The sequence below is a fragment of the Halomonas sp. M1 genome (genome assembly GCF_029581375.1).
Taxonomy (GTDB): Bacteria; Pseudomonadota; Gammaproteobacteria; order Pseudomonadales; family Halomonadaceae; genus Vreelandella.
Map to the genome: position 1 here is coordinate 2,795,235 of NZ_CP121119.1, position 21,057 is coordinate 2,816,291.

Genomic DNA, 21,057 nt, shown 5'->3' on the forward strand with positions numbered 1-21,057 from the left:
TTATGGCGGTTATTTATTAATTAAAGACAGTAAAGCTGTCGGCGTTAAGCCACAGATGCACGAGGATACTGGCGATGTAACCGAGAAAAATAACCGGTGCCCAGCGCAGGTGGCCCATAAAGGTGTAAGCGCCGCGAGCTTGGCCCATAACGGCCACTCCTGCTGCTGAGCCAATAGAGAGTAAGCTGCCGCCTACGCCCGCGGTTAACGTGATCAATAGCCAGTGGCCGTGGGACATCTCTGGCTGCATGGTGAGTACGGCAAACATCACCGGAATGTTATCCACCACCGCCGATACGATCCCCAGCACAATATTGGCCCAGGTAGCGTCCCAGCCTGTGTAAAGCGCTTCGGAAAGCAGCCCAAGGTAGCCCATGAAGCCAAGACCGCCCACGCACATCACCACCCCGTAGAAGAACAGCAGTGTGTCCCACTCGGCGCGCGCCACGCGGTTAAACACATCAAACGGTACCACGCTGCCTAGCTGCTCAAGCTTTTTGTTGTCTCCGCGGCGGCTATAGCGTTCACGCTTGCGCTCCAGCGAGCGGGGTAGCGTGCGGCGCAAGTAATAGCCAAAGAACTGCAAATAGCCAAGCCCAGTCATCATGCCGAGTACCGGTGGGAGGTGTAGCAACGTATGGCACAACACAGCGGTGGTAATCGTCAGCAGGAACAGCGCGATAATTCGCCGTGCACCGCGCTTTAGCCATACATCCTCATAGACGCTGCTGGGTTTCTGATCCTTGATAAAGATGCTCATGATGACGGCAGGAATCAGGAAGTTAACCAAAGAGGGCAGGAACAGGATGAAAAATTCCTGAAACTGAATAAGCCCCGCTTGCCAGACCATCAGCGTGGTGATGTCCCCGAATGGGCTAAAGGCCCCGCCGGCATTGGCGGCCACCACAACGTTAATACAGGCAAGATTAATAAAGCGCTTATCACCTTCAGCCACTTTGGTGATGACAGCACACATGAGTAGCGCCGTGGTTAGGTTATCGGCAATGGGAGATAGCACAAAGGCGAGGCCACCCGTTAGCCAGAACAGCTGGCGGTAGCTAAAGCCTTTACGCAGCATCCACGAGCGCAGCGCATCGAATACCCGGCGCTCTTCCATGGCGTTGATATAGGTCATCGCTACTAGCAGGAACAGCATTAGCTCGGTGAACTCCAAAAGGGTCACACGGAACGCATGTTCTGACGTTTCCGACATGCCATTTTGGACGTACACCCAGCCAATGAGTCCCCAAATGATACCGGCTGCTACCAGTACAGGCTTGGACTTGCGCATGTGGATTTTCTCTTCAGCCATAACTAACGCGTAGGCCAAAACGAAAACTGCGACTGCAAAGAAGCCGATAACAGACGTGGTTAAATCAATATCTCCGGTGACGGCAAAAGCCGCAGGGCTTATACCGAGTAGTAAAGCTGCAAACAGAAAAAGCCAGCGGCGAGAAACTCGCGGCTGGCTGGGGTCTTGCTGCAACATCAACATGATGGGCTTTATCCTAATAAAGATTAGAAGGGGAGAGGGTTAATCGCGGCTAGTTTATCAATCCGTGTTGCATTGCAATACGGAATAAAAACGAATGAAAACCGCTAATAAGGCAGGTATTACGTCTTTTTTTAGAAACTAATTATTTTGCTAATAAAAAACATAAGATTTTGTTGAAATAGCTATCGCTGATATTTTCCGGAGCTCGCTAGTGACTAGTGACAGCGACTATGCTCATGCTCTCTGTGAAGCAGCGCATCCAGTTCATTGCATATGAAGCGTGGCTCGATCCACTGGGCAAGATGTGCGTTGACATAGTGAAGAAAGCGCTGGGCGGATTGGGGAAGCCGCTGGTCATTGCGGACAATCATCTGCCAGTGGCTTTCAATGGGTAAACCTTCTACCGGAAGAATCGATATCTCGGGATGCTCGCTTGGCAGAACATGCTCTGATAGCACCGCGACCCCCATGCGCGCCGCCACGCCAACGCGAATCGCTTCATTGCTGGCCATTTGCAGGGTTTTCTTCATGGTTAGCCCATGCTCTTGTAGCCAACTTTCCAGTAGCATACGCGTGGCTGACCCCGGTTCGCGCAGCAACAAGCGCTCATTAAGCAGCTGCTCCATGGTGATTGATGAGTGCTGTGTAAGGGGGTGGCCAGCGGCAGCGATGGCCACCAGCGGGTTGCGCATAAAGCGTGCTGCCACGGCATGGGCAAGAGCAGGCGGATGGCTAAATACATAAAGGTCGTCTTCTTGACGCTCAAAGCGTGCCAACACTTGGCGGCGGTTGCCAATATGTACCGTTACGTCCACCTCAGGAAACGCCTGGCTAAACGGGCCAAGTAAGCGTGGCAATACATATTGGGCGGTATTCACCAGGGCAATACTAAAGCGCCCCTTGCTGCCTTGCTGAAAATCACTGAGTTGATCTGCAAAGTCATCAAAACGGCCTAAGACATCCCGGCTTGCCTGATAAAGCGCCTGCCCGGTGGCCGTCATGGTAAGCCCTTGTAGATGATGCTCCAGTAGTGGGCTACCAACTGCCTCGCTTAGCCGCTTTAGCTGTTGGGATACCGTCGGCTGGGTGAGGTGCAGCTGTCTTGCGGCTTCGCTGATTGATCCGCAGCGCACGACAGTGACATAGACTTGAAGTAGTCTAAATGTCAGGTGGCGAATGTTCATGGCTCTAGGCGCTCCTGAGGTACCCTTTGGTTACGCCAGCTAGTATAGATGATTATCTATGACTATCTTTCAAGTTATTATTAGTTGTCACCCGTAAATCCCCGCAAAATGCAGCCTCTTTTAACCCTGTGGAGCGTCAGCGATGCCAGATATTGTGGTGATGTTTTTCTTACTGGGGCTTATAGCAGGGGCGGTGAAGTCTGACCTGCAGGTACCCAAAGCCACCTACGACACGTTAAGCCTGCTGTTAATGCTGACCATCGGCTTAAAGGGCGGTATGGCGCTGCACGGGAATATTCATTGGGGATTGGTACCCGAGCTATTAGGCGTTGCGCTACTCTCTGCTTTAACGCCGCTGCTGCTAATGCCGGTGCTGCGGCGCTGGGTACGCCTTTCCCCGGCGGACAGCGCTAGTATCGCCGCCCACTACGGCTCGGTCAGTGCGGGAACGTTTGCGGTGGCGCTGGCCTATGTGGAGGCGCGGCAGCTGGCCGTGGGCAGTGAAGTCACACTCTATTTAGTAGCCATGGAGCTGCCTGCCATTATGGTGGCGATTGCGCTATTTAGGCGCCATCAAGGCGCAGCGGTGAAAGAGAGTACTCGTAAGCTTTGGCATGAGACGCTCACCAACCGTGGCGTGATTTTGCTGGCAGGCGGTGTGGTCATTGGAACGCTCTATGGGCCCTTCCAAGGGGAAGAAGTCACTGCGCTGTTCACGGGGGCGTTCAAGGGGGTGTTGGCGCTGTTCTTGTTGGAGATGGGGTTAACCGCTGCGCAAACTTTGCGGCCAATGCCCTGGCATCACTGGCGCTTGGTGACCTTCGCCCTCATCACGCCGCTGCTGCTATCCATGCTGGGCATTCTCATGGGCACGGCATTGGGACTCCCGGTCGGCTCGGTGGTCATTCTGGCGGCACTTGCTGCAAGCGCTTCTTATATTGCTGCTCCCGCTGCGATGCGCGCGGCCATTCCCCAGGCCAATATCGGCCTAGCGATGCTCGCCTCACTGGGGATTACCTTTCCGCTCAATGTCATGCTGGGCATACCGCTTTACCACATGCTTATCGAATTATGGTTGAGTTAGCGTCCGATAAGCTAGACGTTGCTGAGTCGGTCGCTGGGAGGTGCCCGTGGGCATCCTCAATTGACAGCGCCCGTCTCAGCACCTAGGGTAGCTGCTGTCCTAGGGGAGCCTGCACTGGCTGAGACTCCACCGCCATTTGGCGTTGGTAACCCTTAGAACCTGATCCGGGTCATGCCGGCGAAGGGAAGGATGTAGCCTAACAATACTCCCTCTTTGCTTTCGCCTGCCTGCCGTGCGCCCACTGCACAGCCCGGTCTAACAACAGGCAAAGAGGACCCGCTTTCATGATGCTTGACCCTATCTGGACTGGCCTGTGGCTGTCGCTATGTGCCGTTGCGCTAGCTGTGCCAGGCCTGCTTTATGCCCGCCGTCATCGCGATAATCTTGAAGACTACATTATCGCCCGCAATAGCCAGAATACCCGTGCCACGGTGCTAACACTGGTCGCGACCACGCTGGGCACCTGGATTCTGTTTGGCCCCGCCCAGGCCGCTACCTGGGGTGGCATTGGTGCCGTGCTAGGCTATGCATTTGGTTCGATGGTGCCCAGGCTAGTGATGATCCCTCTTGGCCGACGCATGCGCGAGCTGATCCCCGAAGGCCATGGCTTGACGGAGTTCGTTATCCACCGTTATGGCCGTACCATGTACGCATTCACGCTCGTGATTATGCTGTTTTACCTCTTTATTTTGTTGGCCGCTGGGTTAACCGCTGTTGCCCGTATGGTGGGTCTGCTGGCCCCTATTCCGCTGTGGGTAACGGCCAGTGTGGTGATGGTCGCCACGTTGATTTATACCTTTTACGGCGGCCTGCGCGCGTCCATTTACACGGATAAGCTACAGATGGTGGTGATTATGCCACTGCTAGGGCTGCTGCTGGTGTTTGGCTGGCAGGCTGCCGGTGGCGTTGCGCCAACGCTTGCAGGGCTTGCCGAGAGTGCGCCACAGCTCCTGCAGGTGAGCGATATAGGCGGTATACGCGCAGGGTTAACGTTCTTTCTTGCCGTAGCGCTTACCGGGCTCTTTTACCAAGGTACGTGGCAGCGTATTTACGCGGCGAAAGATACCAAGGTGCTGCGCCGAGGCTTCTGGATTAGCGGTGTATGCAGCTTCATCGTGGTGGCCCTGATGGGGCTATTTGGGTTGGCCTTTGTAGGGCTGGGGCTTGAAGGTGACGGCTCTGTGGCGCTGTTTAGCGTGCTATTGGCGGATGTGCCGTTATGGTTCGCTTTAGCGCTGGTGCCGTTGGGCCTCGCGTTGGTGATGAGTAGCGCGGACTCCACCATTAGCGCAACGTCGAGTATTATTGCTGTGGATATGGGGCGGTTACTCCCCAACGCCAGCAGTGCTTCATTGATGAGTATGTCACGCTGGTTGATTGTATTGGCTGCCATCCCGGTTACCTGGGTCGCCTCCCAGGGGTACAGCGTGCTTTATCTATTTTTGCTCGCTGATTTGCTCTGCTCAGCCGCTGCATTCCCGGTGTTTTTTGGGCTTTTCTATCGCCGTTACACGGGTCTTAACGCGGTTATCAGTACCGCGCTGGGGCTTGTGGCGGGATTGGCAATGTTCCCTGCACCCGGAGCGAGTACGGCAACCTTATTGGAGTCTTTCCTACTAGCGGCGCTGGTGCCCGTGGCGGTGTCGTTGCTGCTCTTACGTGTACTGCCGTCACGCCCAGCGTATGATTTTGGCTTGTTGCACACGGCAGTGCGCCGCTTTAAGGGGTGAATGCCGGGCAGTCGATATAGCGCTAATATGGCCGCCCGGCATCGCTTACGCTGTCGGGCGGGCCAGCCCCAAATGGTCACGCAGGGTGTTACCCGTGTACTCACGGCGGAATAGCCCACGTGCCTGCAGCAGTGGAACGACCTGCTCAATAAAGTCCTCAATACTACCCGGTAGCGTCGGCGGCATCAGGTTGAAGCCGTCTGCGCCGCCGCCCTCTACCCAGCGCTGCATCTCATCTGCAATCTGTTCGGGTGTGCCCACCATCGTGCAGTGGCCTCCGCCTGCCGCCAAGCGGCCTAATAGCTGGCGTAGTGTCGGGGCTTCGCTTTCGATAATGCGCAAAATAGTGGCATAGCGTCCTTTAGGCCCAGCAAAAGCCTCCAGTGGCGGCAGTTCTGGTAACGGTGCATCCAGCTCCCAGTGGCGGCAATCCTGACCGATAAATTGGCTTAGCTGATGCAGCGAATCTTCGGTGGGTAACCGCTCATCCAGTTCACGCTGCTTTGCCTTTGCGGCGGCCTCGGTGGACGCTACATATGTGACCAGCCCAGGCATAATCGCCACTGGCGCGCGGCCAGCCGCCCGCACGCGGGCTTGAATGTCTTGGTAGTAGGCTTGCGCCGAGGGGAGGTCGTAGGCCACCGCATAAATCGCTTCTGCATAGCGCGCTGCCAAGTTGCGCCCCGGTTCAGAAGCACCCGCTTGAAACAGCACAGGATGCCCCTGGGGTGGTCGCGGTACGGTTAGCGGGCCATTGACTAAAAAGTGTTCGCCATGATGATCAATGGGCCGCACTTTGCGTGGGTCAGCATACTGGCCTGCTCGGTCGCAGCGTAACGCATCATCCGCCCATGAATCCCAGAGCGCTAACACCGTTTGCGCAAACTCTTCAGCGCGGGCGTAGCGCACCTGCTGAGGAGGCATGGCCTCAAAGCCATGGTTGCGCGCTTCGCTATCAAACATCGAGGTGACTAAGTTCCACCCCATGCGCCCGTTAGAAATATGATCTAACGAAGCGAGCATTCGCGCCGCATGAAACGGGCTAAAAAACGTGCTGGAAATCGTCGAAATCAGGCCGATGTGCTCGGTGGCGCGGGCCATAGCGGATAGCGCCGTCAACGGTTCTAAAAACCACTGAGGCCCTCCGCTCACGTTGCCTGCGGCATGGCCATCGGCAAAAAAGACGGCGTCTAATTTTCCGCGTTCAGCGGTGCGTGCCAGCGACTCATAATAGCCAATGTCACCCATGCGCTCGGCAGCAGAACCCGGTTCGCGCCACGCGGCCTTGTGATGCCCGCAGCCCATAATGAAAAGATTGAGATGCATCGGTGTTGTCATTAGTTTTTAACCAACCCGCCATCGACCACCAAGTTTTGGCCGGTGACAGCCCGGCTCCAAGGCGATGCGAAAAACAGCGCTGCATCTGCAAACTCTTCCGGAGTAGTGACGCGGCGCAGCGGGGTGTTGGCAGCGATGAGGTCGAACACCGCTTCAGGCGTAGCCGCTGAGGCATCGGTGGTGCGCAGCAGCCCGCCCGAGAGCATATTCACCGTAATACCGTCAGGCCCCAGGTCGTTGGAAAGCGTGCGGGTGAGCGACAGCAGCGCCGCCTTGGCAGCGGTGTAATCGTGGTAAGGCACGACCGGATTCTGGAAGAGGTTAGTGCCAATATTGATAATCCGCCCACCACCCTGTTCGCGCATGCCCGGCAGCGCCGCCTGAATGGTGTTGAGCGCGCCGCGTGCCACGCCCTGCAGCTGCTGGTCGAGGTTTTCCCAGGTGAGTGTATCTGGAGATGGGCGGGCGTCGCCGTTAAATGAAAAATCCGGCAGGGCGTTGTTAATCAGCGTGGTTACCGGCATCCCAAAATGTGCTTGCGCGGTGGTGAACATCGCCTTCACGGCGGCAGGGTCACGCACGTCGGCTTGTATAGCCAGCGCGCGCTCAGGGGCGTGTGCCGCCACGGCATTTGCCGCGTCAGTGCTGTTTAAGTAGTTGACGATAACCCGTGCGCCCTGGGCTAAAAACGCGTGCGCTAGGCACGCGCCTAGGCCACGGCTAGCGCCGGTGATCAATACAAGTTGCTGGGAAAACGGGAGTGCGGTGGGTGTTGTTGGCATTATGGTACGTCCCTCGTAAAGGCGAGGGATGCATACCGGCCCATGGCAGGGCATTAGTGTGACATCCCTTCGCCGGTATGAACTGGATCAGGTTCAGCGGGTCTTATCTCAGCCCTGGCGTAACGCCAGGACACCCCGTGTCGTTTGTTGAAGGTATCCTAACTGATAATCCTGCTCGATTCATACCGCAAGGTTCAAACCGATAGCCACCCGCCGCGCTTGTCAGAATCGCCAGCGCCTAGAAGGCTTCCCATTCGGGTTCTGCTTCGAGTACCTTGCGGTGGTGATTAGCACGAGCGGCCGGAGGAGCTGCTGCCACCGGGACAGCAAGGCGGCTGGCAGTGGTCAACGTTTGTGATACGGCAGCGCTTGCGGGTAGCCCCATCGCGTTATCGTTCATGCGAAATGCGCTAACGGTGTCTGCCAGGAGATCCGCCTGGGACTTCAGCGCCGATGCAGCAGCAGCTGACTGCTCCACCAGACTGGCATTTTGCTGAGTGACTTGATCCATTTGGCTAACAGCAACGCTGACTTGCTCGACCGCCTGGGACTGCTCCTCTGACGCGGCGTTGATGTCCGCCATCAGTTCGGAAACCTGCCGCACACTGCCAACCACCTGCTCCATGGCTTCGCCTGCCTGCTGAACTAATGTGCTCCCGTCTTTGACCAGCTCTCCGTCGAGGGTGACCAGCGCCTGGATCTCTTTGGCGGCCGTGGCGCAGCGCTGAGCAAGGTTGCGAACTTCGCTGGCAACCACGGCAAAGCCGCGCCCTTGCTCTCCCGCCCGGGCGGCTTCCACTGAGGCGTTCAACGCCAGTATGTTGGTTTGGAAAGCGATGCTGTCGATGACGGAAATAATGCTGCCGATCTTTGCTGCACTCTCTTCAAGCTCATGCATCTTGCCCATGGCCTGGGCTGTCTTTTCACCACCGTTATCGGCCAACTGACGAGCGTTGCGCACCAGTTCATTTGCCTGGCGGGTGTTGTCGGCGTTCTGTTTCACCGTCGCGGCAACCTGCTCCATGCTAGTAGCGGTTTCCTGAAGGCTGGCCGCCTGTTCTTCCGTACGCTGAGAGAGGTCGTAATTGCCTGAGGAAATTTCGCCGGAGGCGATATGGATTGCTTGGGCTGAGTGCTGAATCCGTGCCACTAGCTCACGCTGCTGAATCTGTGTTTCGCTCAGCGACTCAAGGGCAAGACCTATTTCATCCCGGCGTTCGATCTCAATATGGTTATTCAGGTTGCCAGCGGCAATTGCCTTAAAATAGCCAATCATCCGGCCGAGGGGCTGGGTAATAACACGAATCAACAGCCATCCGCCTAGGGAGCCAATCAGCAGCGCCAGAATGATCATGGCAGCGGTTAGCGTGCGCATAAAGGTAAACGTTGACTGTGCCGAGGCATACTCGGCTCGTGCTACTTCGCTTTGTAGGTCAATCAAATTACGCAGCGTTTGGTTGGCAGACGTGAACGCGGGACGAGCGACCTCAACCATATGGGCTGTCGCGCGATCAATACTACCTGCTTCGTAGAAAGTGATGGCTGGCGCGATACCCTGCTGAAAGAAAGTGCGACGTTGGTTGCTATAGCGCTCGGCTAACTCTGCCTCTTGGGGCGTTAAGAAGGTAGCCATATAGGCTGACCAAAGCTGCTCCATCGTCTCAGTGTTGGCGGCTACGGTGTCTAAGTGGGACTGACGGTTAGCGCTGCTGGTGGACTCACCACTAGCGGTCTCATGGGTCAAGCTGATTTGGTTGAGTTCTATGATGCTGTCACGCATTAACTCATCAATGCGGGTGAGCTGCTGTACGGGAACTAACCGATCTTCATAAATGGTTTCTATAGCGCCGTCCATGGCGGTCATGCCGCGTATGCCAAAGCCGCCAACAACGGCGATCAGGGCAATTAACAAGACGATCAAAAGGATCAGGCGCGCTTTAATAGTAAGGGACATCCAAACTTCCTAGGAGTGAGGGAGTAGTTAACGGCTTGCTGAAAATGCCAGGGAGAGGCGGGCAGTGTTGCTCGCTTTTTTGTCGTAACCAGTCGGTGTGTATTGATTGTTTGAGTGTTTTATTCTTTTCTATTCTATCGTTATTTTCTTAAATACCTACCGCTATATTCTTCTATGGGCGTTGATGCTTTTAGCTATCTTGTTGTGCGGTACGTTGCTGTTGCGTAAGCGAAGCGGCACATAGCGGCGTGAATCAACGCAGTGAGGTTGCGTTAAAACATTTGCCTGCAGTGCTTAGCTTTTTAGGCGCAATATGGTGCGGCAGGAAGGGCTGTCAAACAAAAAAAGCACCCGTAGGTGCTTGATTTGTATAGTAAGGTGGTGGAGGCGGCGGGAATTGAACCCGCGTCCGCCAGCACTCGCCTATTGGCTCTACATGCTTAGATTCCGTCATTTGTTTTAACGCAACTGACTCCGACGGTCAGGATTCAGTCACGCGAGCCCTCTAAAGTTTAACGGTTGGAGAGAAGACACCACCAACCGCGGTCCTATCAGCTTTAGCTCGTATCCCCTCAGTGATGAATAGGCACATCACCTTAGGGCCAGACAAGAAGCTAACAGTGTTTAAGCTGCTAGCGCGCCTTGAGCGTAGTTTTCGTCATTTGCGACTATTTGATTGTGATGTGGGATTTACGAGATACATCACGCTCTCGGCATGCACCGCAAGGGTTGTCACCGGCGTCGAAACCATGTCGCCCCCTTATTACAAGCGAGCATTCTAACGTGCTCGCTGCTAATTGACCAGTTAAGCCTTGTTATGTTCCCGCATGATTCGCCCTTTTTGACGGCTCCAGTCGCGATCTTTTTCAGTGGCGCGCTTGTCATGCAGCTGTTTACCTGTCACCAACGCCAGCTCACATTTTACTTTATTGCGCTTCCAATAAAGCTTGAGCGGCACACAGGTATGGCCTTTGTCCTGGGTGATCGAAAAGATTTTGGCGATCTCTTTACGATGTAGCAGCAGTTTTCGCGTACGCGTAGGGTCGGCAATCTCGTGGGTGCTTGCCGTATTCAGTGGCATGATATGGCTACCCAGCAGAAATGCTTCGCCGTTGCGTACCAGGATATAGGTATCCGTCAGCTGCGCCTTACCGGCGCGCAAGCTCTTTACTTCCCAGCCAGCAAGCACCAAACCGGCTTCAAGCACCTCGTTGATGTGGTACTCAAACCGCGCCTTCTTGTTTTGGGCAATTACGCTGCTGCTGGGGCCCTTGCTCTTACCTTTCTTAGTGGCCATGGAACCTCATCGTTGATCTGTCGGTAGCGCCCCCATTCGTTATAGGGGGAGGCGTGATACCATTCAAGGTCTGAAAAATGTTTCCCATGATACGCTTTGGGCACTGTGAAGTCAGCGGAGAGGTCAATGCCAACCGTTAATCGTACCGCCTTGGTGCGGCACACCCCCCAGCAAATGTTCGATTTAGTCAATGATTTCGAACGCTATCCCGAATTTTTGCCGGGGTGTCGCCGCGCGCGCTTGCTTGAGCGCGATGATGTTCACTTAATCGGCGAAATGACCTTAGGGCGCGCCGGGGTTGAACAAACTATTACCACCCGTAACGATCTCTTTGCGCCCGAGCGGATAGAAATGTCGTTAGTGAAAGGCCCCTTCAAGCGGCTCACAGGTCGCTGGCTGTTTATCCCCATGGGGGAAGATGCCTGCAAGGTTAGCCTAGAAATGGATTTTGAGTTTAGCAATCGGCTGTTGGGCATGGCGTTTGGCAAACTCTTTCAGCAAATTGCTGGGCAGCTGGTAGACGCTTTCACTAAGCGTGCTGACGAGCTGTATGGACGCTGATGCGTTTACCGTAGAGGTTGCCTTTGGGTTGCCTCATAAGCAGCGTCTAGTGGCCGTTAGGGTGCCTCAGGGTACAACGGCGCGCCAGGCAGTGGCTCTCGCCGATTTGCCAAGCCTGTTTCCTGAACTGCCTAGCACCGCCTTTGAGCAAGCGCCGCTGGGTGTTTTTGGCAAAGCGCTGCGTCAGCCTGAAAAGGAAGTCCTGCGCGCGGGCGACCGTGTGGAGGTTTACCGCCCGCTGCAGGTTGACCCCAAAGCCGCAAGGCTTGAGCGCGCAAAGCGCCAAGCCAAGGGCCAGTAATATTACTCGGTCATAATCACCGGCTGCGGGTTGGGGTCGTTCTCAGGGGTGGGTGCTTGCTGAGTAGGCGTAGGTAGCGCGTCTAGCGGGTCAGATCCTTCTACCGCTGGGCCTACGCCGCTATCGGTGCTGATGGGAAGGTCGCCCGAGAAATTGCCTTGCTGATCAATATTGACCAAGCGCCCTGCGTTATCAAAGGTAAGGGTAACGCGGCGCTGTTCAACGCCGCTGTAGGCTTTGTCGAGGCGGTAAACGTAGTCCCACTGTTGTGAGTCGAAGGGCGCTTCCAACAGCGGACGACCCATGACGTAGGTTACCTGCTCCTGGGTCATGCCTGGTTGGAGCTGGCTAACCATCTCTTGAGTGACCAGGTTGCCCTGGGGAATGTCGCGCTTGTAAACGCCAACGTAGCTGCAGCCACTAACAACGGCTAGGGCAACGGAAAGGGTAATGATACGAGTCAATTTTTGCATTTGAGCCTGTTCTTCACTATCGTGGTTTCGGTCGATCATACCCGACCTAACCTGTTACTGCGAAGAGCAACCATGGCCGATCAGAACCATGAACTGCGCAAAGCCGGGCTGAAAGTGACCCTGCCGCGCGTCAAGATCCTGCAGATTCTCGAAAATGCTTCGGGCCAACACCACCTTAGCGCAGAAGAAGTGTACAAAACACTGATTGATGCGGGCGAGGATGTTGGTTTGGCAACCGTCTATCGCGTGCTGACTCAGTTTGAGTCGGCAGGCTTAGTGATTCGTCACAATTTTGACGGTGGCCATGCGGTATTCGAGATGACTCAAGAAGACCACCATGATCACATGGTGTGTCTGGAAAGCGGTGAAATCATCGAGTTTCTTGATGACATCATCGAGCGTCGCCAGCAAGAAATAGCGGAAGAGCACGGCTACGAGCTAGTAGACCACGCCCTTGTGTTGTATGTGCGCCCTCGCGGGTCGGACATTACGCGCCAAGACAGTGGCCCTACGAATAAAAAATAGCCGTTAGTTGCGCTAAAAATCGCCCCCAAGGAGCCAGTGACGTTTCACTTGCGCCTTGGGGGCGTTTTTATATCGGGCATTTTTATCTCTATTTTAGCCGGTTGCAGTGGGGGCAAGTGAAAACGCCACTAGCAACATAATGGTGCCAATTAACGTATCGAAGATTCGCCATGCGCGAGGAGATTGCAGTTTGGGGCCAAGAAAGCGCCCAAACCCCGCCAGGGAGAAAAACCACAGTAGCGAAGCAGACGACGCCCCAATAACGAACGCCGTTGTATTGGCTTGCTGCACGCCGACACTGCCAATAAGTACAACGGTATCAAGGTATACGTGCGGATTTAGAAGCGAAATAGCGGCTGCTTGGCCCGCAATCTGCCAGCCGCTATGGGCGCCACGCTGTTGGCTGGTTAACAAACCGCTGCTGCCCTGCCAGGCGCGCCTGAAAGCTTGCCCACCCAACCAGCACAGCAGCGCTATCCCTAGCCAAGTCATGACCGGTACCAGTGTGGGTAGCCGTTGCTGAAGCGACTCAATGCTATAAACACCCAGCGTAATTAGGGTGGCATCGATACTGGCGCAAATGGCAGCCACTACCCAGGGGTACTCTCGGCGCATGCTTTTATTAAGCACCCAGGCGTTTTGGGCGCCAATGGCGACAATTAAACCCAGGGAAATGCCAAAGCCCGTGAGTAGCGACGGTGTCATGCGAAGTGCCTCTAATGCTGATTAATGAGCCTTTTACAGTAAGTGTGGGCTTGTTTATTAATCTAACGAATAATATTTATGCTACATAAGCATTTCTTATGCTAAGAGCTATCTACAGCGTCGGCAGCACAGCGCTTTCCAGCCCCTAGTGAGCAGGCGTGTGAATGTGGTTGTGGATAAATGTGTGGATGGGTGTGTGGGTAGTAGGTGGGTAAGCGTGTGAAAAGGTGTGATTAGTGCTTGGCCGTTGTGCGAAAAATATGGGTATGGCCGACGTTTCGTACCCGCCATGGTGCAAAGCACTTTTTATTACGCTGCAAATTTGAGCAATGTGCTGTTCACATCAGTTTTCATGCTATTAAGGAGGCGAAATGTTGGACTACCGGCTATTGGAAGCACTGAGTGCAGTTATTGAAACGGGTGGGTTCGAAAAAGCAGCGCAGAAGCTTCACCTTACTCAATCAGCGGTTAGTCAGCGAATTCGCCAGCTAGAGCACCGCCTGGGCCAACCAGTAGTGCTAAGGCGCTCGCCGCCGATGGCGACAGCGCTGGGGCGTCGTTTGAATAACCACCTGCAGCAGGTTAAGCAGCTGGAATTGGGGCTGTTAGACGAAGCGCAGGGGGAGCCGCTTAAGGTGCGATTGACGGTTAATGCGGATTCAATGGCCACATGGTTAGCGCAGGCGATAGCGGCTTGCCCACTAAGTCATCAGATGGATTTTGATTTAGTGGTTGAAGACCAAGAGGTGGGGCTTGGCCGGATGCGCAATGGCGAAGTGATGGCGTGTATCTGTGCTGAAGCGCAGCCGGTTAATGGGGGCGCGGTAAGCCCGCTAGGTGTTTTGCGTTACCGGGCGCTGGCAAGCCCTGCCTTTATTGAGCGCTATCGCACGCAGTGTGACCCCTGGCGGTTGGTTGACGCCCCCTGCTTGATTTTTAACCGCGACGACCGCTTGCAGCACCAGTTTCTTGAGGCGCAGGGGCTACCGCCGCCTGGTCGTCAGCATCGGGTACCCTCTTCTGAGGGCTTCGTCAAAATGGCACTCCATGGCCTAGGGTACGGTATGTTACCGGAACTACAGGTGGCGGATTACCTCGAAAGCGGTCAGCTGCTGGACGTAGGGCCCGCTTTTACCCTAGATGTACCGCTCTATTGGCACTTTTGGCAAACAGAAAGCGCACCGCTTGCAGCACTGAGGCGCACAGTGATGGAGCAGGCGAGTCGGATGTTGTAAGGGCTTGCAGCGCCAAGCGGGTGGCGCTGCAGTGGTTAGCCCTTAATGCGGCAGGCGCTGGCTGGCGTGGAGCATTTCACGGGCGTGGGCCAGTGTTTGGTCGGAGAGCGTCACGCCCCCCAGCATGCGAGCCAGCTCACTAATTCGCCCGCGTTCATCTAGCAGCGCCATGTGGGTCAGCGTAGTATCCCGCTTGGCGCGTTTTTCGATATGTAGATGCTGATGCGCCTGAGCGGCCACCTGGGGGAGGTGGGTCACGGTCATCACTTGGCCATTTTCCCCCAGCTTACGTAGCAGTTGGCCGACAATTTCTGCTGTTGCCCCTGAAATACCCACATCCACCTCATCAAACACCAGGCTAGGAATAGTAGAGTGAGCCGCTGCCACGACCTGAATTGCGAGGCTGATACGCGAAAGCTCCCCCCCCGACGCCACTTTGGTAAGGGGTCTTGCGGGCTGGCCTGGGTTTGCGCTAATCAGGAACTGAATGTGATCCAGCCCTTCCGGGGTGGGAGTATCACGGGGCGTAACATCGACCTCAAAGCGGGCCTTGCCCATGGCTAGGAAGGCCAGCTGCTGCTGCACCTCTTTCCCCAGGCGCACGGCGGCTTTCTGCCGCGCCTCACTGAGTTTTTTGGCATCGCTACGGTAGCGCTCCCGGCACTCAGCCACCAAAGTGCTTAACGACTCCAGGTCGTTATCGCTACTTTCTAACTGGGCGACCTCGTGGCTCAGCTGGGCGTGCAGCGCACAAATCTCTTCTGGAGCGACGTGATGCTTGCGGGCGATGCGGTGAACATCCCCCATGCGCTCTTCCACCCAGGCCAAGCGCTCTGGGTCTAGCTCAGTGGTACTTGCCAATCGGCTAAGCTCGCTAGAGGCTTCTTCAACCTGAATGCGGGCATCGCTCAGCATGGCCAAGGTATTGGCGAGTGTGCCCTTATCGCTCCCCGGAAGGGCGCTTAAATGAGCGTAAGCTTGATTCAGCAAAGAGAGCGCACCCCCTTCGTCGCTGGCGCAACAGTCGGCGGCAAACTGAGTTTCTCGCAGGGTCTCTTCCGCGTGGGCCAGGGTGTGCTGCTCTTCTTCTAACGTTTTAAGCTCACCCTCTGCCAAACCAAGCTGGTCGAGTTCTTCTACTTGATAGCGCAGCAGCTGGCGCTTGGCTTCCACTTCGCTGCCTTCTTCGCTGAGCTTTTTCAGCCGTCGCCTAGCACTTCGCCATTCGCGAAATGTGTCTGCGAGTTGCTGGCTGCTTTCGCGCAGCCCCGCATAATCATCCAGCAGCGCAAGGTGAGTCTCTTCACGCATAAGTGCTTGATGCGCGTGCTGCCCATGAATTTGGATCAACTGCTCACCCAGAGATTTTAGATCGGCAATCGTGGCGGGATGGCCGTTAATCCATGCTTTAGAGCGCCCGCTGGCAGTGACTACCCGGCGCAGTAAGCACTCTTCTGTGGGTAGTTCTCGGGCGGTTAACCACTCCACGGCGGCAGGCAGGTGCTGAATATCAAAACGGGCAGAAAGGTCGGTGCGTTCGCAGCCGTGGCGCACGCTGCCAGCATCGGCACGCTCACCCAAACAGAGGCCAAGGGCGCCCAGTAGAATCGATTTACCCGCCCCGGTTTCCCCGGTAATGGCGGTCATGCCACGGGTTAAATCGAGTTCCAGACGGTCAACAATAGCGTAGTCCTGGATGGCAAGCTGAGTGAGCATAAGGCCTCCTGAGGCGGTGCGGCACAGAAGCTGGATACTTATCCAATGATTGTTGTTTTATACAGTAGTCGATAACTCACTTCAATGCTGCTCTTGAGATGGCTTTTATGGCCCCCATATAGGCTGCATACGTGGTTAATACTCCCTACTTAACTCTGGTGTGCCGCTTTGGGGCACCACTGCATATTTTTAGGAGCAAGGCATGGCTAAAGAACCGCAAACCCCCATGGATGATGAGCTGGCCCGCCGTGAGCAAGAAGCGGAAGTCACCGAGCAATCCGCTGAAGAGCGTCTGATTGAAGACGAGCTCGAAGGTCTGATTAATGATGAGATCCCGCTTCAAGGCGATGAAGGCAGCCCAGAAGCCGACGTGCTGGCTGCTCAAGTAGAAGAGCTGGAATTAAGTTTGGCAGAAGCTAAAGACCAGGCCCTACGCGCTGCGGCCGAAGCCCAGAACGTACGCCGCCGGGCCGAGCAAGAAGCCGAAAAAGCCCGCAAGTTTGCCCTTGAGAAGTTTGTGAAAGAATTGCTGCCCGTTGTGGACAGCCTCGAAAAAGCGCTCGAAAGCATGCAAGACGGCGCGTCGGATGTTCACCGTGAGGGTGTCTCGATGACCCTGACAATGCAGCTGGGCGTGCTCAACAAGTTTGGCGTTGAGAGTATTGACCCCCAGGGTGAACCCTTCGACCCGCAGGTGCATGAAGCGATGACCATGGTGCCCAATCCCGAGCTTGAGCCAAATACCGTTATGGACGTGATGCAGAAGGGTTATCTGCTCAACGGACGCTTAGTGCGTCCGGCCATGGTGGTGGTTAGCCAAAAAGCTAAGTAAGAAAAGGTTGCCGCTAAGCACAAAAAAGCCCTTGAAATGCTGCTAGCGGCCCCCAAATAAGGGTCAACCCCGCGGGATAAGCCCGCACACTGTTTTAAAAAACGAACTTTTCAGTTTTGTAACAAACGAATTCGAGGTTTTTGCTATGGGACGCATTATTGGTATCGACCTGGGCACCACCAACTCTTGTGTGGCCGTGCTTGATGGTGACAGCGCTAAAGTAATCGAAAACGCCGAAGGCGGTCGTACCACGCCTTCCATCATTGCCTACACCGACGACGGTGAAACGCTGGTAGGTCAGGCGGCGAAACGCCAAGCCGTGACTAACCCTGAAAACACGCTTTACGCCATCAAGCGCCTGATTGGCCGTCGCTTCAAAGACGACGTTGTACAAAAAGACATCAAAATGGTGCCGTACAAAATCGCTGAAGCAGATAACGGCGACGCGTGGGTAGAAGTAAAAGGCAAGAAAATGGCACCGCCGCAGGTAAGCGCGGAAGTGCTGAAGAAAATGAAGAAAACCGCCGAAGACTATCTCGGCGAAGAAGTGACCGAAGCGGTTATCACCGTGCCGGCCTACTTCAACGACAGCCAGCGCCAAGCGACGAAAGACGCTGGCCGTATTGCTGGTTTGGACGTTAAGCGCATCATCAACGAGCCAACCGCTGCTGCACTGGCCTACGGCATGGACAAGTCGCGCGGTGATAAAACCATCGCGGTATACGACCTGGGTGGCGGTACGTTTGATATTTCGATCATCGAAGTCGCTGACGTTGATGGCGAAACCCAGTTTGAAGTGTTAGCCACGAACGGTGACACCTTCTTGGGCGGTGAAGATTTCGATCTGGCGCTGATTAACTACTTAGTTGACCAGTTCAAGACAGACAGCGGCATTGACCTGTCCGGCGACAACCTCGCCATGCAGCGTCTGAAAGAAGCCGCCGAGAAAGCCAAAATTGAGCTTTCCAGCGCCCAGCAAACGGATGTTAACCTGCCCTACATCACGGCGGATAACACAGGCCCGAAACACCTTAATGTGAAGGTGACGCGCGCCAAGCTGGAGTCACTGGTTGAAGAGCTGGTACAACGCTCGCTTGAGCCGTGCAAAATGGCGCTGAAAGATGCTGGCCTCTCTGCATCTGAAATCGACGAAGTGATTCTGGTCGGTGGTCAGACCCGCATGCCGATGGTGCAGAAGAAAGCCGCTGATTTCTTCGGTAAAGAAGCGCGCAAAGACGTCAACGCTGACGAAGCGGTTGCCGTAGGTGCTGCGATTCAGGGTGGCGTACTGGGCGGTGACGTTAAAGACGTATTGCTGCTGGACGTTACCCCGCTGACCCTGGGTATTGAAACCATGGGTGGCGTGATGACTGCGCTCATCGACAAGAACACTACGATTCCGACCAAGAAGACACAAACCTTCTCTACGGCGGATGACAACCAAACGGCCGTGACGATTCACGTCGTTCAGGGTGAGCGTAAGCAAGTGTCGCAGAATAAGTCGCTGGGTCGTTTTGATCTCGCCGACATTCCGCCAGCACCGCGCGGCGTGCCGCAAATTGAAGTAGCCTTCGACCTGGATGCCAACGGTATTCTGAACGTGTCAGCCAAAGACAAGGCGACCAATAAAGAGCAGTCGATCGTCATTAAGGCCTCTAGTGGTCTGACTGATGAAGAGATCGAGCAGATGGTGCGCGACGCTGAAGCCCACGCTGACGAAGATAAAAAGTTCGAAGCGCTGGTACAGCTGCGTAACCAAGCCGATGGCATGATTCACGCCACGCGCAAAACCGTCCAGGAAGCAGGCGATAAAGCGACTGATGACGAGAAGCAGGCCATCGAGACCGCGATCGCTGAGTTGGAAGAAGCGCTCAAAACTGACGATCAGGACAACATTCAGAAGAAACTGGATGCCCTGACCGAAGCTTCGGGCAAGCTGGCGCAGAAGATGTACGCCGAACAGGCAGAAGCTGCCCAGCAGGCTGAGGGTGAAGGCGCTGAAAGTGCTAATGCCAAGCAGGACGACGATGTGGTTGACGCCGAGTACGAAGAAGTCAACGACGATCAGAAAAAGCAGTAATTAACCTCTTTCTGCCAAGGAAAGTGGTGACGCGGGAGGCAACTCCCGCGTTGCTGTTTCCAAGGCCGAGACGCCTATTAAGTGCGTAGCTAACCAGGAGGCGTAGGACCCATGTCCAAACGCGATTATTACGAAGTCCTGGGTGTCGAAAAAGGGGCTGATCAGAAAGAGATCAAAAAAGCCTATCGCCGTCTGGCGCAAAAATTCCACCCCGATCGAAACCCGGACGATAACACTGCAGCGGAAAAATTCCGTGAAGTGTCTGAAGCGTACGAAATCCTAAGCGATGGCGAAAAGCGCGCGGCCTACGACCAGTTTGGTCATGCCGGTGTGGATGGCCAGGGCGGCGGCTTTGGTGGCGGTGGTTTCGGCGGTGGCGCTGGTGACTTCGGCGACATCTTCGGTGATGTGTTTGGCGATATCTTTGGTGGCGGCGGTGGCCGTCGCCGTGGCCCCAACGCACCAGCCCGAGGGTCCGACCTACGCTACAACCTAGAGCTTGATCTAGAGAGTGCGGTGGCCGGTACCACGGTAGACATCCGAGTGCCGCGCCATATCGAGTGTGACCGCTGCGATGGTGGTGGCGCTGAGCCAGGTTCCAGTAAAGAAACCTGCCCCACCTGCCATGGTCATGGTCAGGTACGTATGCAGCAGGGCTTCTTTGCGGTTCAGCAAACCTGCCCGACCTGTCACGGCAGTGGCCAGCACATTAAGGTGCCGTGCCATAAATGTAACGGCGAAGGTCGCGTTCGCGAAACCCGCACCCTCTCGGTGAAGATACCGCCGGGCGTGGACACCGGGGATCGTATTCGTCTTAATGGCGAAGGCGAAAGCGGCGTTAACGGTGGCCCACCGGGTGATCTGTACGTTCAGGTTGCCATTAAGCCGCACCACATCTTCAAGCGCGACGGTAAGCACCTGCAGTGCGACGTGCCGATCAACTTTGTGGATGCCTCGCTGGGTGGTGAGCTTGAAGTGCCGACGCTAGATGGCCGCGTGAAGCTGAAGATCCCGCCGGAAACCCAAACCGGCAAACTCTTCCGCCTGCGTGGCAAAGGCGTGAAGCCGGTACGTGGCGGCGCCCCCGGCGACCTGCTGTGCAAAGTAGTGCTGGAGACGCCCGTCAACCTCAATGACGAGCAGAAAGACCTGCTTCGCCAGCTGCAAAAGAGCTTCGATGGCAGCAACAGCCACAGTCACTCGCCGAAGAAGACAGGTTTCTTCGACAGTGTGAAGAAGTTCTTTGAAGAGATGAAGCCGTAAGAATCTTTATCTATTTCATGCAGTTTGTGTAGCAACGCTAAAAACCAGCATCCATTGGGTGCTGGTTTTTTGTGGACTGTTGCTAAGTGAACGCATCGTTGTAATAAGTGCTCATTGTCCGCTTGGCTCTTATCAATACGCGGATTAGGCTAGTGGGTACTTACTCGCTACCTACATGGAGAGACTCCGATGCCTTTATCCCGTACTGAAATTGCGACCCCCTTTGGTGAGCGGTTGATGAGCCGTCTCTGCCAACACTGGGCGCATACGTTCGTCGTCGAGCAAGGCGACCAGCAAGCCACGATTACCTTCGAGACGGGCACCTGCTTAATCTACGCCGAGCCTGAACGGCTGCTGGTGTCCATTGAAACGCTGGAGGAGGAGCACCTCGATCAGTTAGAAGGCGTGGTGGAGAGCCACTTAGTGCGCATGGCGAAAGACGAGCCGCTGGAAATCGTCTGGGAAAACTAAGGGGGCGGTCTGTTATAATCAGAGCCACTTT

Annotated in this window: 19 protein-coding genes, 1 other RNA gene and 2 riboswitches; of the genes, 10 read left to right on the forward strand and 10 right to left on the reverse strand. The window is 55.4% G+C overall.

Annotated features, from left to right (window positions below; translation table 11 throughout):
* Window positions 1–16 precede the first annotated feature (16 nt).
* Complete coding sequence (gene nhaD, locus P8S54_RS12920) at window positions 17–1,495, reverse strand: sodium:proton antiporter NhaD (protein ID WP_281442053.1); 1,479 nt, start codon at window positions 1,493–1,495, stop codon at window positions 17–19.
* Window positions 1,496–1,710: 215 nt separating this feature from the next.
* Window positions 1,711–2,679 (reverse strand): LysR family transcriptional regulator, encoded by a 969-nt coding sequence (locus tag P8S54_RS12925; RefSeq protein ID WP_281442054.1) that lies wholly within the window; start codon window positions 2,677–2,679, stop codon window positions 1,711–1,713.
* Between the two features lie 142 nt (window positions 2,680–2,821).
* On the opposite strand from P8S54_RS12925, the gene P8S54_RS12930 reads away from it, so the two are divergent.
* Both P8S54_RS12930 and P8S54_RS12935 read left to right on the forward strand, forming a co-directional pair.
* Window positions 2,822–3,763 (forward strand): sodium-dependent bicarbonate transport family permease, encoded by a 942-nt coding sequence (locus tag P8S54_RS12930; protein WP_281442055.1) that lies wholly within the window; start codon window positions 2,822–2,824, stop codon window positions 3,761–3,763.
* A gap of 91 nt (window positions 3,764–3,854) precedes the next feature.
* Window positions 3,855–3,966: riboswitch (TPP riboswitch) on the forward strand.
* Between the two features lie 81 nt (window positions 3,967–4,047).
* Window positions 4,048–5,493 (forward strand): sodium:solute symporter family protein, encoded by a 1,446-nt coding sequence (locus P8S54_RS12935; protein ID WP_281442056.1) that lies wholly within the window; start codon window positions 4,048–4,050, stop codon window positions 5,491–5,493.
* Window positions 5,494–5,538: 45 nt separating this feature from the next.
* Here the strand turns inward: P8S54_RS12935 and P8S54_RS12940 are convergent, their stop codons facing one another.
* The 5 genes from P8S54_RS12940 to smpB all read right to left on the reverse strand — a co-directional run bounded on the left by P8S54_RS12940 (window position 5,539) and on the right by smpB (window position 10,864).
* Window positions 5,539–6,819 (reverse strand): LLM class flavin-dependent oxidoreductase, encoded by a 1,281-nt coding sequence (locus P8S54_RS12940; protein WP_281442057.1) that lies wholly within the window; start codon window positions 6,817–6,819, stop codon window positions 5,539–5,541.
* An 11-nt stretch (window positions 6,820–6,830) separates the two neighbouring features.
* A complete protein-coding gene (locus P8S54_RS12945; protein ID WP_281442058.1) occupies window positions 6,831–7,613 on the reverse strand; it encodes a 3-oxoacyl-ACP reductase in 783 nt (260 codons plus the stop codon).
* 47 nt (window positions 7,614–7,660) lie between these two features.
* Window positions 7,661–7,761: riboswitch (TPP riboswitch) on the reverse strand.
* Between the two features lie 90 nt (window positions 7,762–7,851).
* A complete protein-coding gene (locus P8S54_RS12950; protein ID WP_281442059.1) occupies window positions 7,852–9,567 on the reverse strand; it encodes a methyl-accepting chemotaxis protein in 1,716 nt (571 codons plus the stop codon).
* A gap of 379 nt (window positions 9,568–9,946) precedes the next feature.
* Window positions 9,947–10,327: a transfer-messenger RNA gene (ssrA, locus tag P8S54_RS12955) on the reverse strand.
* 45 nt (window positions 10,328–10,372) lie between these two features.
* A complete protein-coding gene (smpB, locus tag P8S54_RS12960) occupies window positions 10,373–10,864 on the reverse strand; it encodes an SsrA-binding protein SmpB (RefSeq protein ID WP_009097365.1) in 492 nt (163 codons plus the stop codon).
* 126 nt (window positions 10,865–10,990) lie between these two features.
* Here smpB and P8S54_RS12965 point away from each other — a divergent pair, with 126 nt between their 5' ends.
* Window positions 10,991–11,425, forward strand: coding sequence for a type II toxin-antitoxin system RatA family toxin (locus tag P8S54_RS12965; RefSeq protein WP_281442060.1), 435 nt, complete (start codon window positions 10,991–10,993; stop codon window positions 11,423–11,425).
* Window positions 11,415–11,726, forward strand: a complete 312-nt coding sequence (locus P8S54_RS12970; protein ID WP_281442061.1) for an RnfH family protein — start codon at window positions 11,415–11,417, stop codon at window positions 11,724–11,726. Before P8S54_RS12965 ends, P8S54_RS12970 begins: the two co-directional genes overlap by 11 nt.
* Window positions 11,727–11,728: 2 nt before the next feature.
* Here the strand turns inward: P8S54_RS12970 and bamE are convergent, their stop codons facing one another.
* A complete protein-coding gene (bamE, locus tag P8S54_RS12975; RefSeq protein ID WP_281442062.1) occupies window positions 11,729–12,199 on the reverse strand; it encodes an outer membrane protein assembly factor BamE in 471 nt (156 codons plus the stop codon).
* Window positions 12,200–12,271: 72 nt separating this feature from the next.
* On the opposite strand from bamE, the gene fur reads away from it, so the two are divergent.
* Window positions 12,272–12,724, forward strand: a complete 453-nt coding sequence (gene fur / locus P8S54_RS12980) for a ferric iron uptake transcriptional regulator (RefSeq protein WP_263066293.1) — start codon at window positions 12,272–12,274, stop codon at window positions 12,722–12,724.
* A 93-nt stretch (window positions 12,725–12,817) separates the two neighbouring features.
* Here fur and P8S54_RS12985 read toward each other — a convergent pair whose 3' ends face one another.
* Window positions 12,818–13,429, reverse strand: a complete 612-nt coding sequence (locus P8S54_RS12985; RefSeq protein WP_281442063.1) for a LysE/ArgO family amino acid transporter — start codon at window positions 13,427–13,429, stop codon at window positions 12,818–12,820.
* 371 nt (window positions 13,430–13,800) lie between these two features.
* Here P8S54_RS12985 and P8S54_RS12990 point away from each other — a divergent pair, with 371 nt between their 5' ends.
* Window positions 13,801–14,664: a LysR family transcriptional regulator ArgP gene (locus P8S54_RS12990; RefSeq protein ID WP_281442064.1), complete on the forward strand. Its 864-nt coding sequence runs from the start codon at window positions 13,801–13,803 to the stop codon at window positions 14,662–14,664.
* A 42-nt stretch (window positions 14,665–14,706) separates the two neighbouring features.
* Here the strand turns inward: P8S54_RS12990 and recN are convergent, their stop codons facing one another.
* The gene (recN, locus tag P8S54_RS12995; protein ID WP_009097379.1) at window positions 14,707–16,380 is read right to left on the reverse strand and encodes a DNA repair protein RecN; all 1,674 of its coding nucleotides are present in this window, start codon (window positions 16,378–16,380) and stop codon (window positions 14,707–14,709) included.
* A 202-nt stretch (window positions 16,381–16,582) separates the two neighbouring features.
* Here recN and grpE point away from each other — a divergent pair, with 202 nt between their 5' ends.
* The 4 genes from grpE (at window position 16,583) to P8S54_RS13015 (ending at window position 21,026) form a co-directional block, all read left to right on the forward strand.
* Complete coding sequence (grpE, locus tag P8S54_RS13000; protein WP_281442065.1) at window positions 16,583–17,212, forward strand: nucleotide exchange factor GrpE; 630 nt, start codon at window positions 16,583–16,585, stop codon at window positions 17,210–17,212.
* A gap of 145 nt (window positions 17,213–17,357) precedes the next feature.
* Window positions 17,358–19,292, forward strand: coding sequence for a molecular chaperone DnaK (dnaK, locus tag P8S54_RS13005; protein WP_281442066.1), 1,935 nt, complete (start codon window positions 17,358–17,360; stop codon window positions 19,290–19,292).
* A 111-nt stretch (window positions 19,293–19,403) separates the two neighbouring features.
* Window positions 19,404–20,555, forward strand: coding sequence for a molecular chaperone DnaJ (gene dnaJ / locus P8S54_RS13010; RefSeq protein ID WP_281442067.1), 1,152 nt, complete (start codon window positions 19,404–19,406; stop codon window positions 20,553–20,555).
* 189 nt (window positions 20,556–20,744) lie between these two features.
* Window positions 20,745–21,026 carry a DUF2218 domain-containing protein gene (locus P8S54_RS13015; protein WP_281442068.1) on the forward strand — a complete coding sequence of 94 codons (282 nt, stop codon included), beginning with the start codon at window positions 20,745–20,747 and terminating at the stop codon, window positions 21,024–21,026.
* Window positions 21,027–21,057 lie beyond the last annotated feature (31 nt).

Coding starts and splice junctions, on each gene's coding strand:
- recN (WP_009097379.1), bottom strand. CDS start 16,380: ATGCTCACTCAGCTTGCCATCCAGGACTACGCTATTGTTGACCGTCTG.
- P8S54_RS12935 (WP_281442056.1), top strand. CDS start 4,048: ATGATGCTTGACCCTATCTGGACTGGCCTGTGGCTGTCGCTATGTGCC.
- P8S54_RS13015 (WP_281442068.1), top strand. CDS start 20,745: ATGCCTTTATCCCGTACTGAAATTGCGACCCCCTTTGGTGAGCGGTTG.
- fur (WP_263066293.1), top strand. CDS start 12,272: ATGGCCGATCAGAACCATGAACTGCGCAAAGCCGGGCTGAAAGTGACC.
- P8S54_RS12990 (WP_281442064.1), top strand. CDS start 13,801: ATGTTGGACTACCGGCTATTGGAAGCACTGAGTGCAGTTATTGAAACG.
- P8S54_RS12940 (WP_281442057.1), bottom strand. CDS start 6,819: ATGCATCTCAATCTTTTCATTATGGGCTGCGGGCATCACAAGGCCGCG.
- P8S54_RS12965 (WP_281442060.1), top strand. CDS start 10,991: ATGCCAACCGTTAATCGTACCGCCTTGGTGCGGCACACCCCCCAGCAA.
- dnaK (WP_281442066.1), top strand. CDS start 17,358: ATGGGACGCATTATTGGTATCGACCTGGGCACCACCAACTCTTGTGTG.
- P8S54_RS12930 (WP_281442055.1), top strand. CDS start 2,822: ATGCCAGATATTGTGGTGATGTTTTTCTTACTGGGGCTTATAGCAGGG.
- smpB (WP_009097365.1), bottom strand. CDS start 10,864: ATGGCCACTAAGAAAGGTAAGAGCAAGGGCCCCAGCAGCAGCGTAATT.
- P8S54_RS12950 (WP_281442059.1), bottom strand. CDS start 9,567: ATGTCCCTTACTATTAAAGCGCGCCTGATCCTTTTGATCGTCTTGTTA.
- grpE (WP_281442065.1), top strand. CDS start 16,583: ATGGCTAAAGAACCGCAAACCCCCATGGATGATGAGCTGGCCCGCCGT.
- P8S54_RS12925 (WP_281442054.1), bottom strand. CDS start 2,679: ATGAACATTCGCCACCTGACATTTAGACTACTTCAAGTCTATGTCACT.
- nhaD (WP_281442053.1), bottom strand. CDS start 1,495: ATGTTGATGTTGCAGCAAGACCCCAGCCAGCCGCGAGTTTCTCGCCGC.
- dnaJ (WP_281442067.1), top strand. CDS start 19,404: ATGTCCAAACGCGATTATTACGAAGTCCTGGGTGTCGAAAAAGGGGCT.
- P8S54_RS12945 (WP_281442058.1), bottom strand. CDS start 7,613: ATGCCAACAACACCCACCGCACTCCCGTTTTCCCAGCAACTTGTATTG.
- bamE (WP_281442062.1), bottom strand. CDS start 12,199: ATGCAAAAATTGACTCGTATCATTACCCTTTCCGTTGCCCTAGCCGTT.
- P8S54_RS12985 (WP_281442063.1), bottom strand. CDS start 13,429: ATGACACCGTCGCTACTCACGGGCTTTGGCATTTCCCTGGGTTTAATT.
- P8S54_RS12970 (WP_281442061.1), top strand. CDS start 11,415: ATGGACGCTGATGCGTTTACCGTAGAGGTTGCCTTTGGGTTGCCTCAT.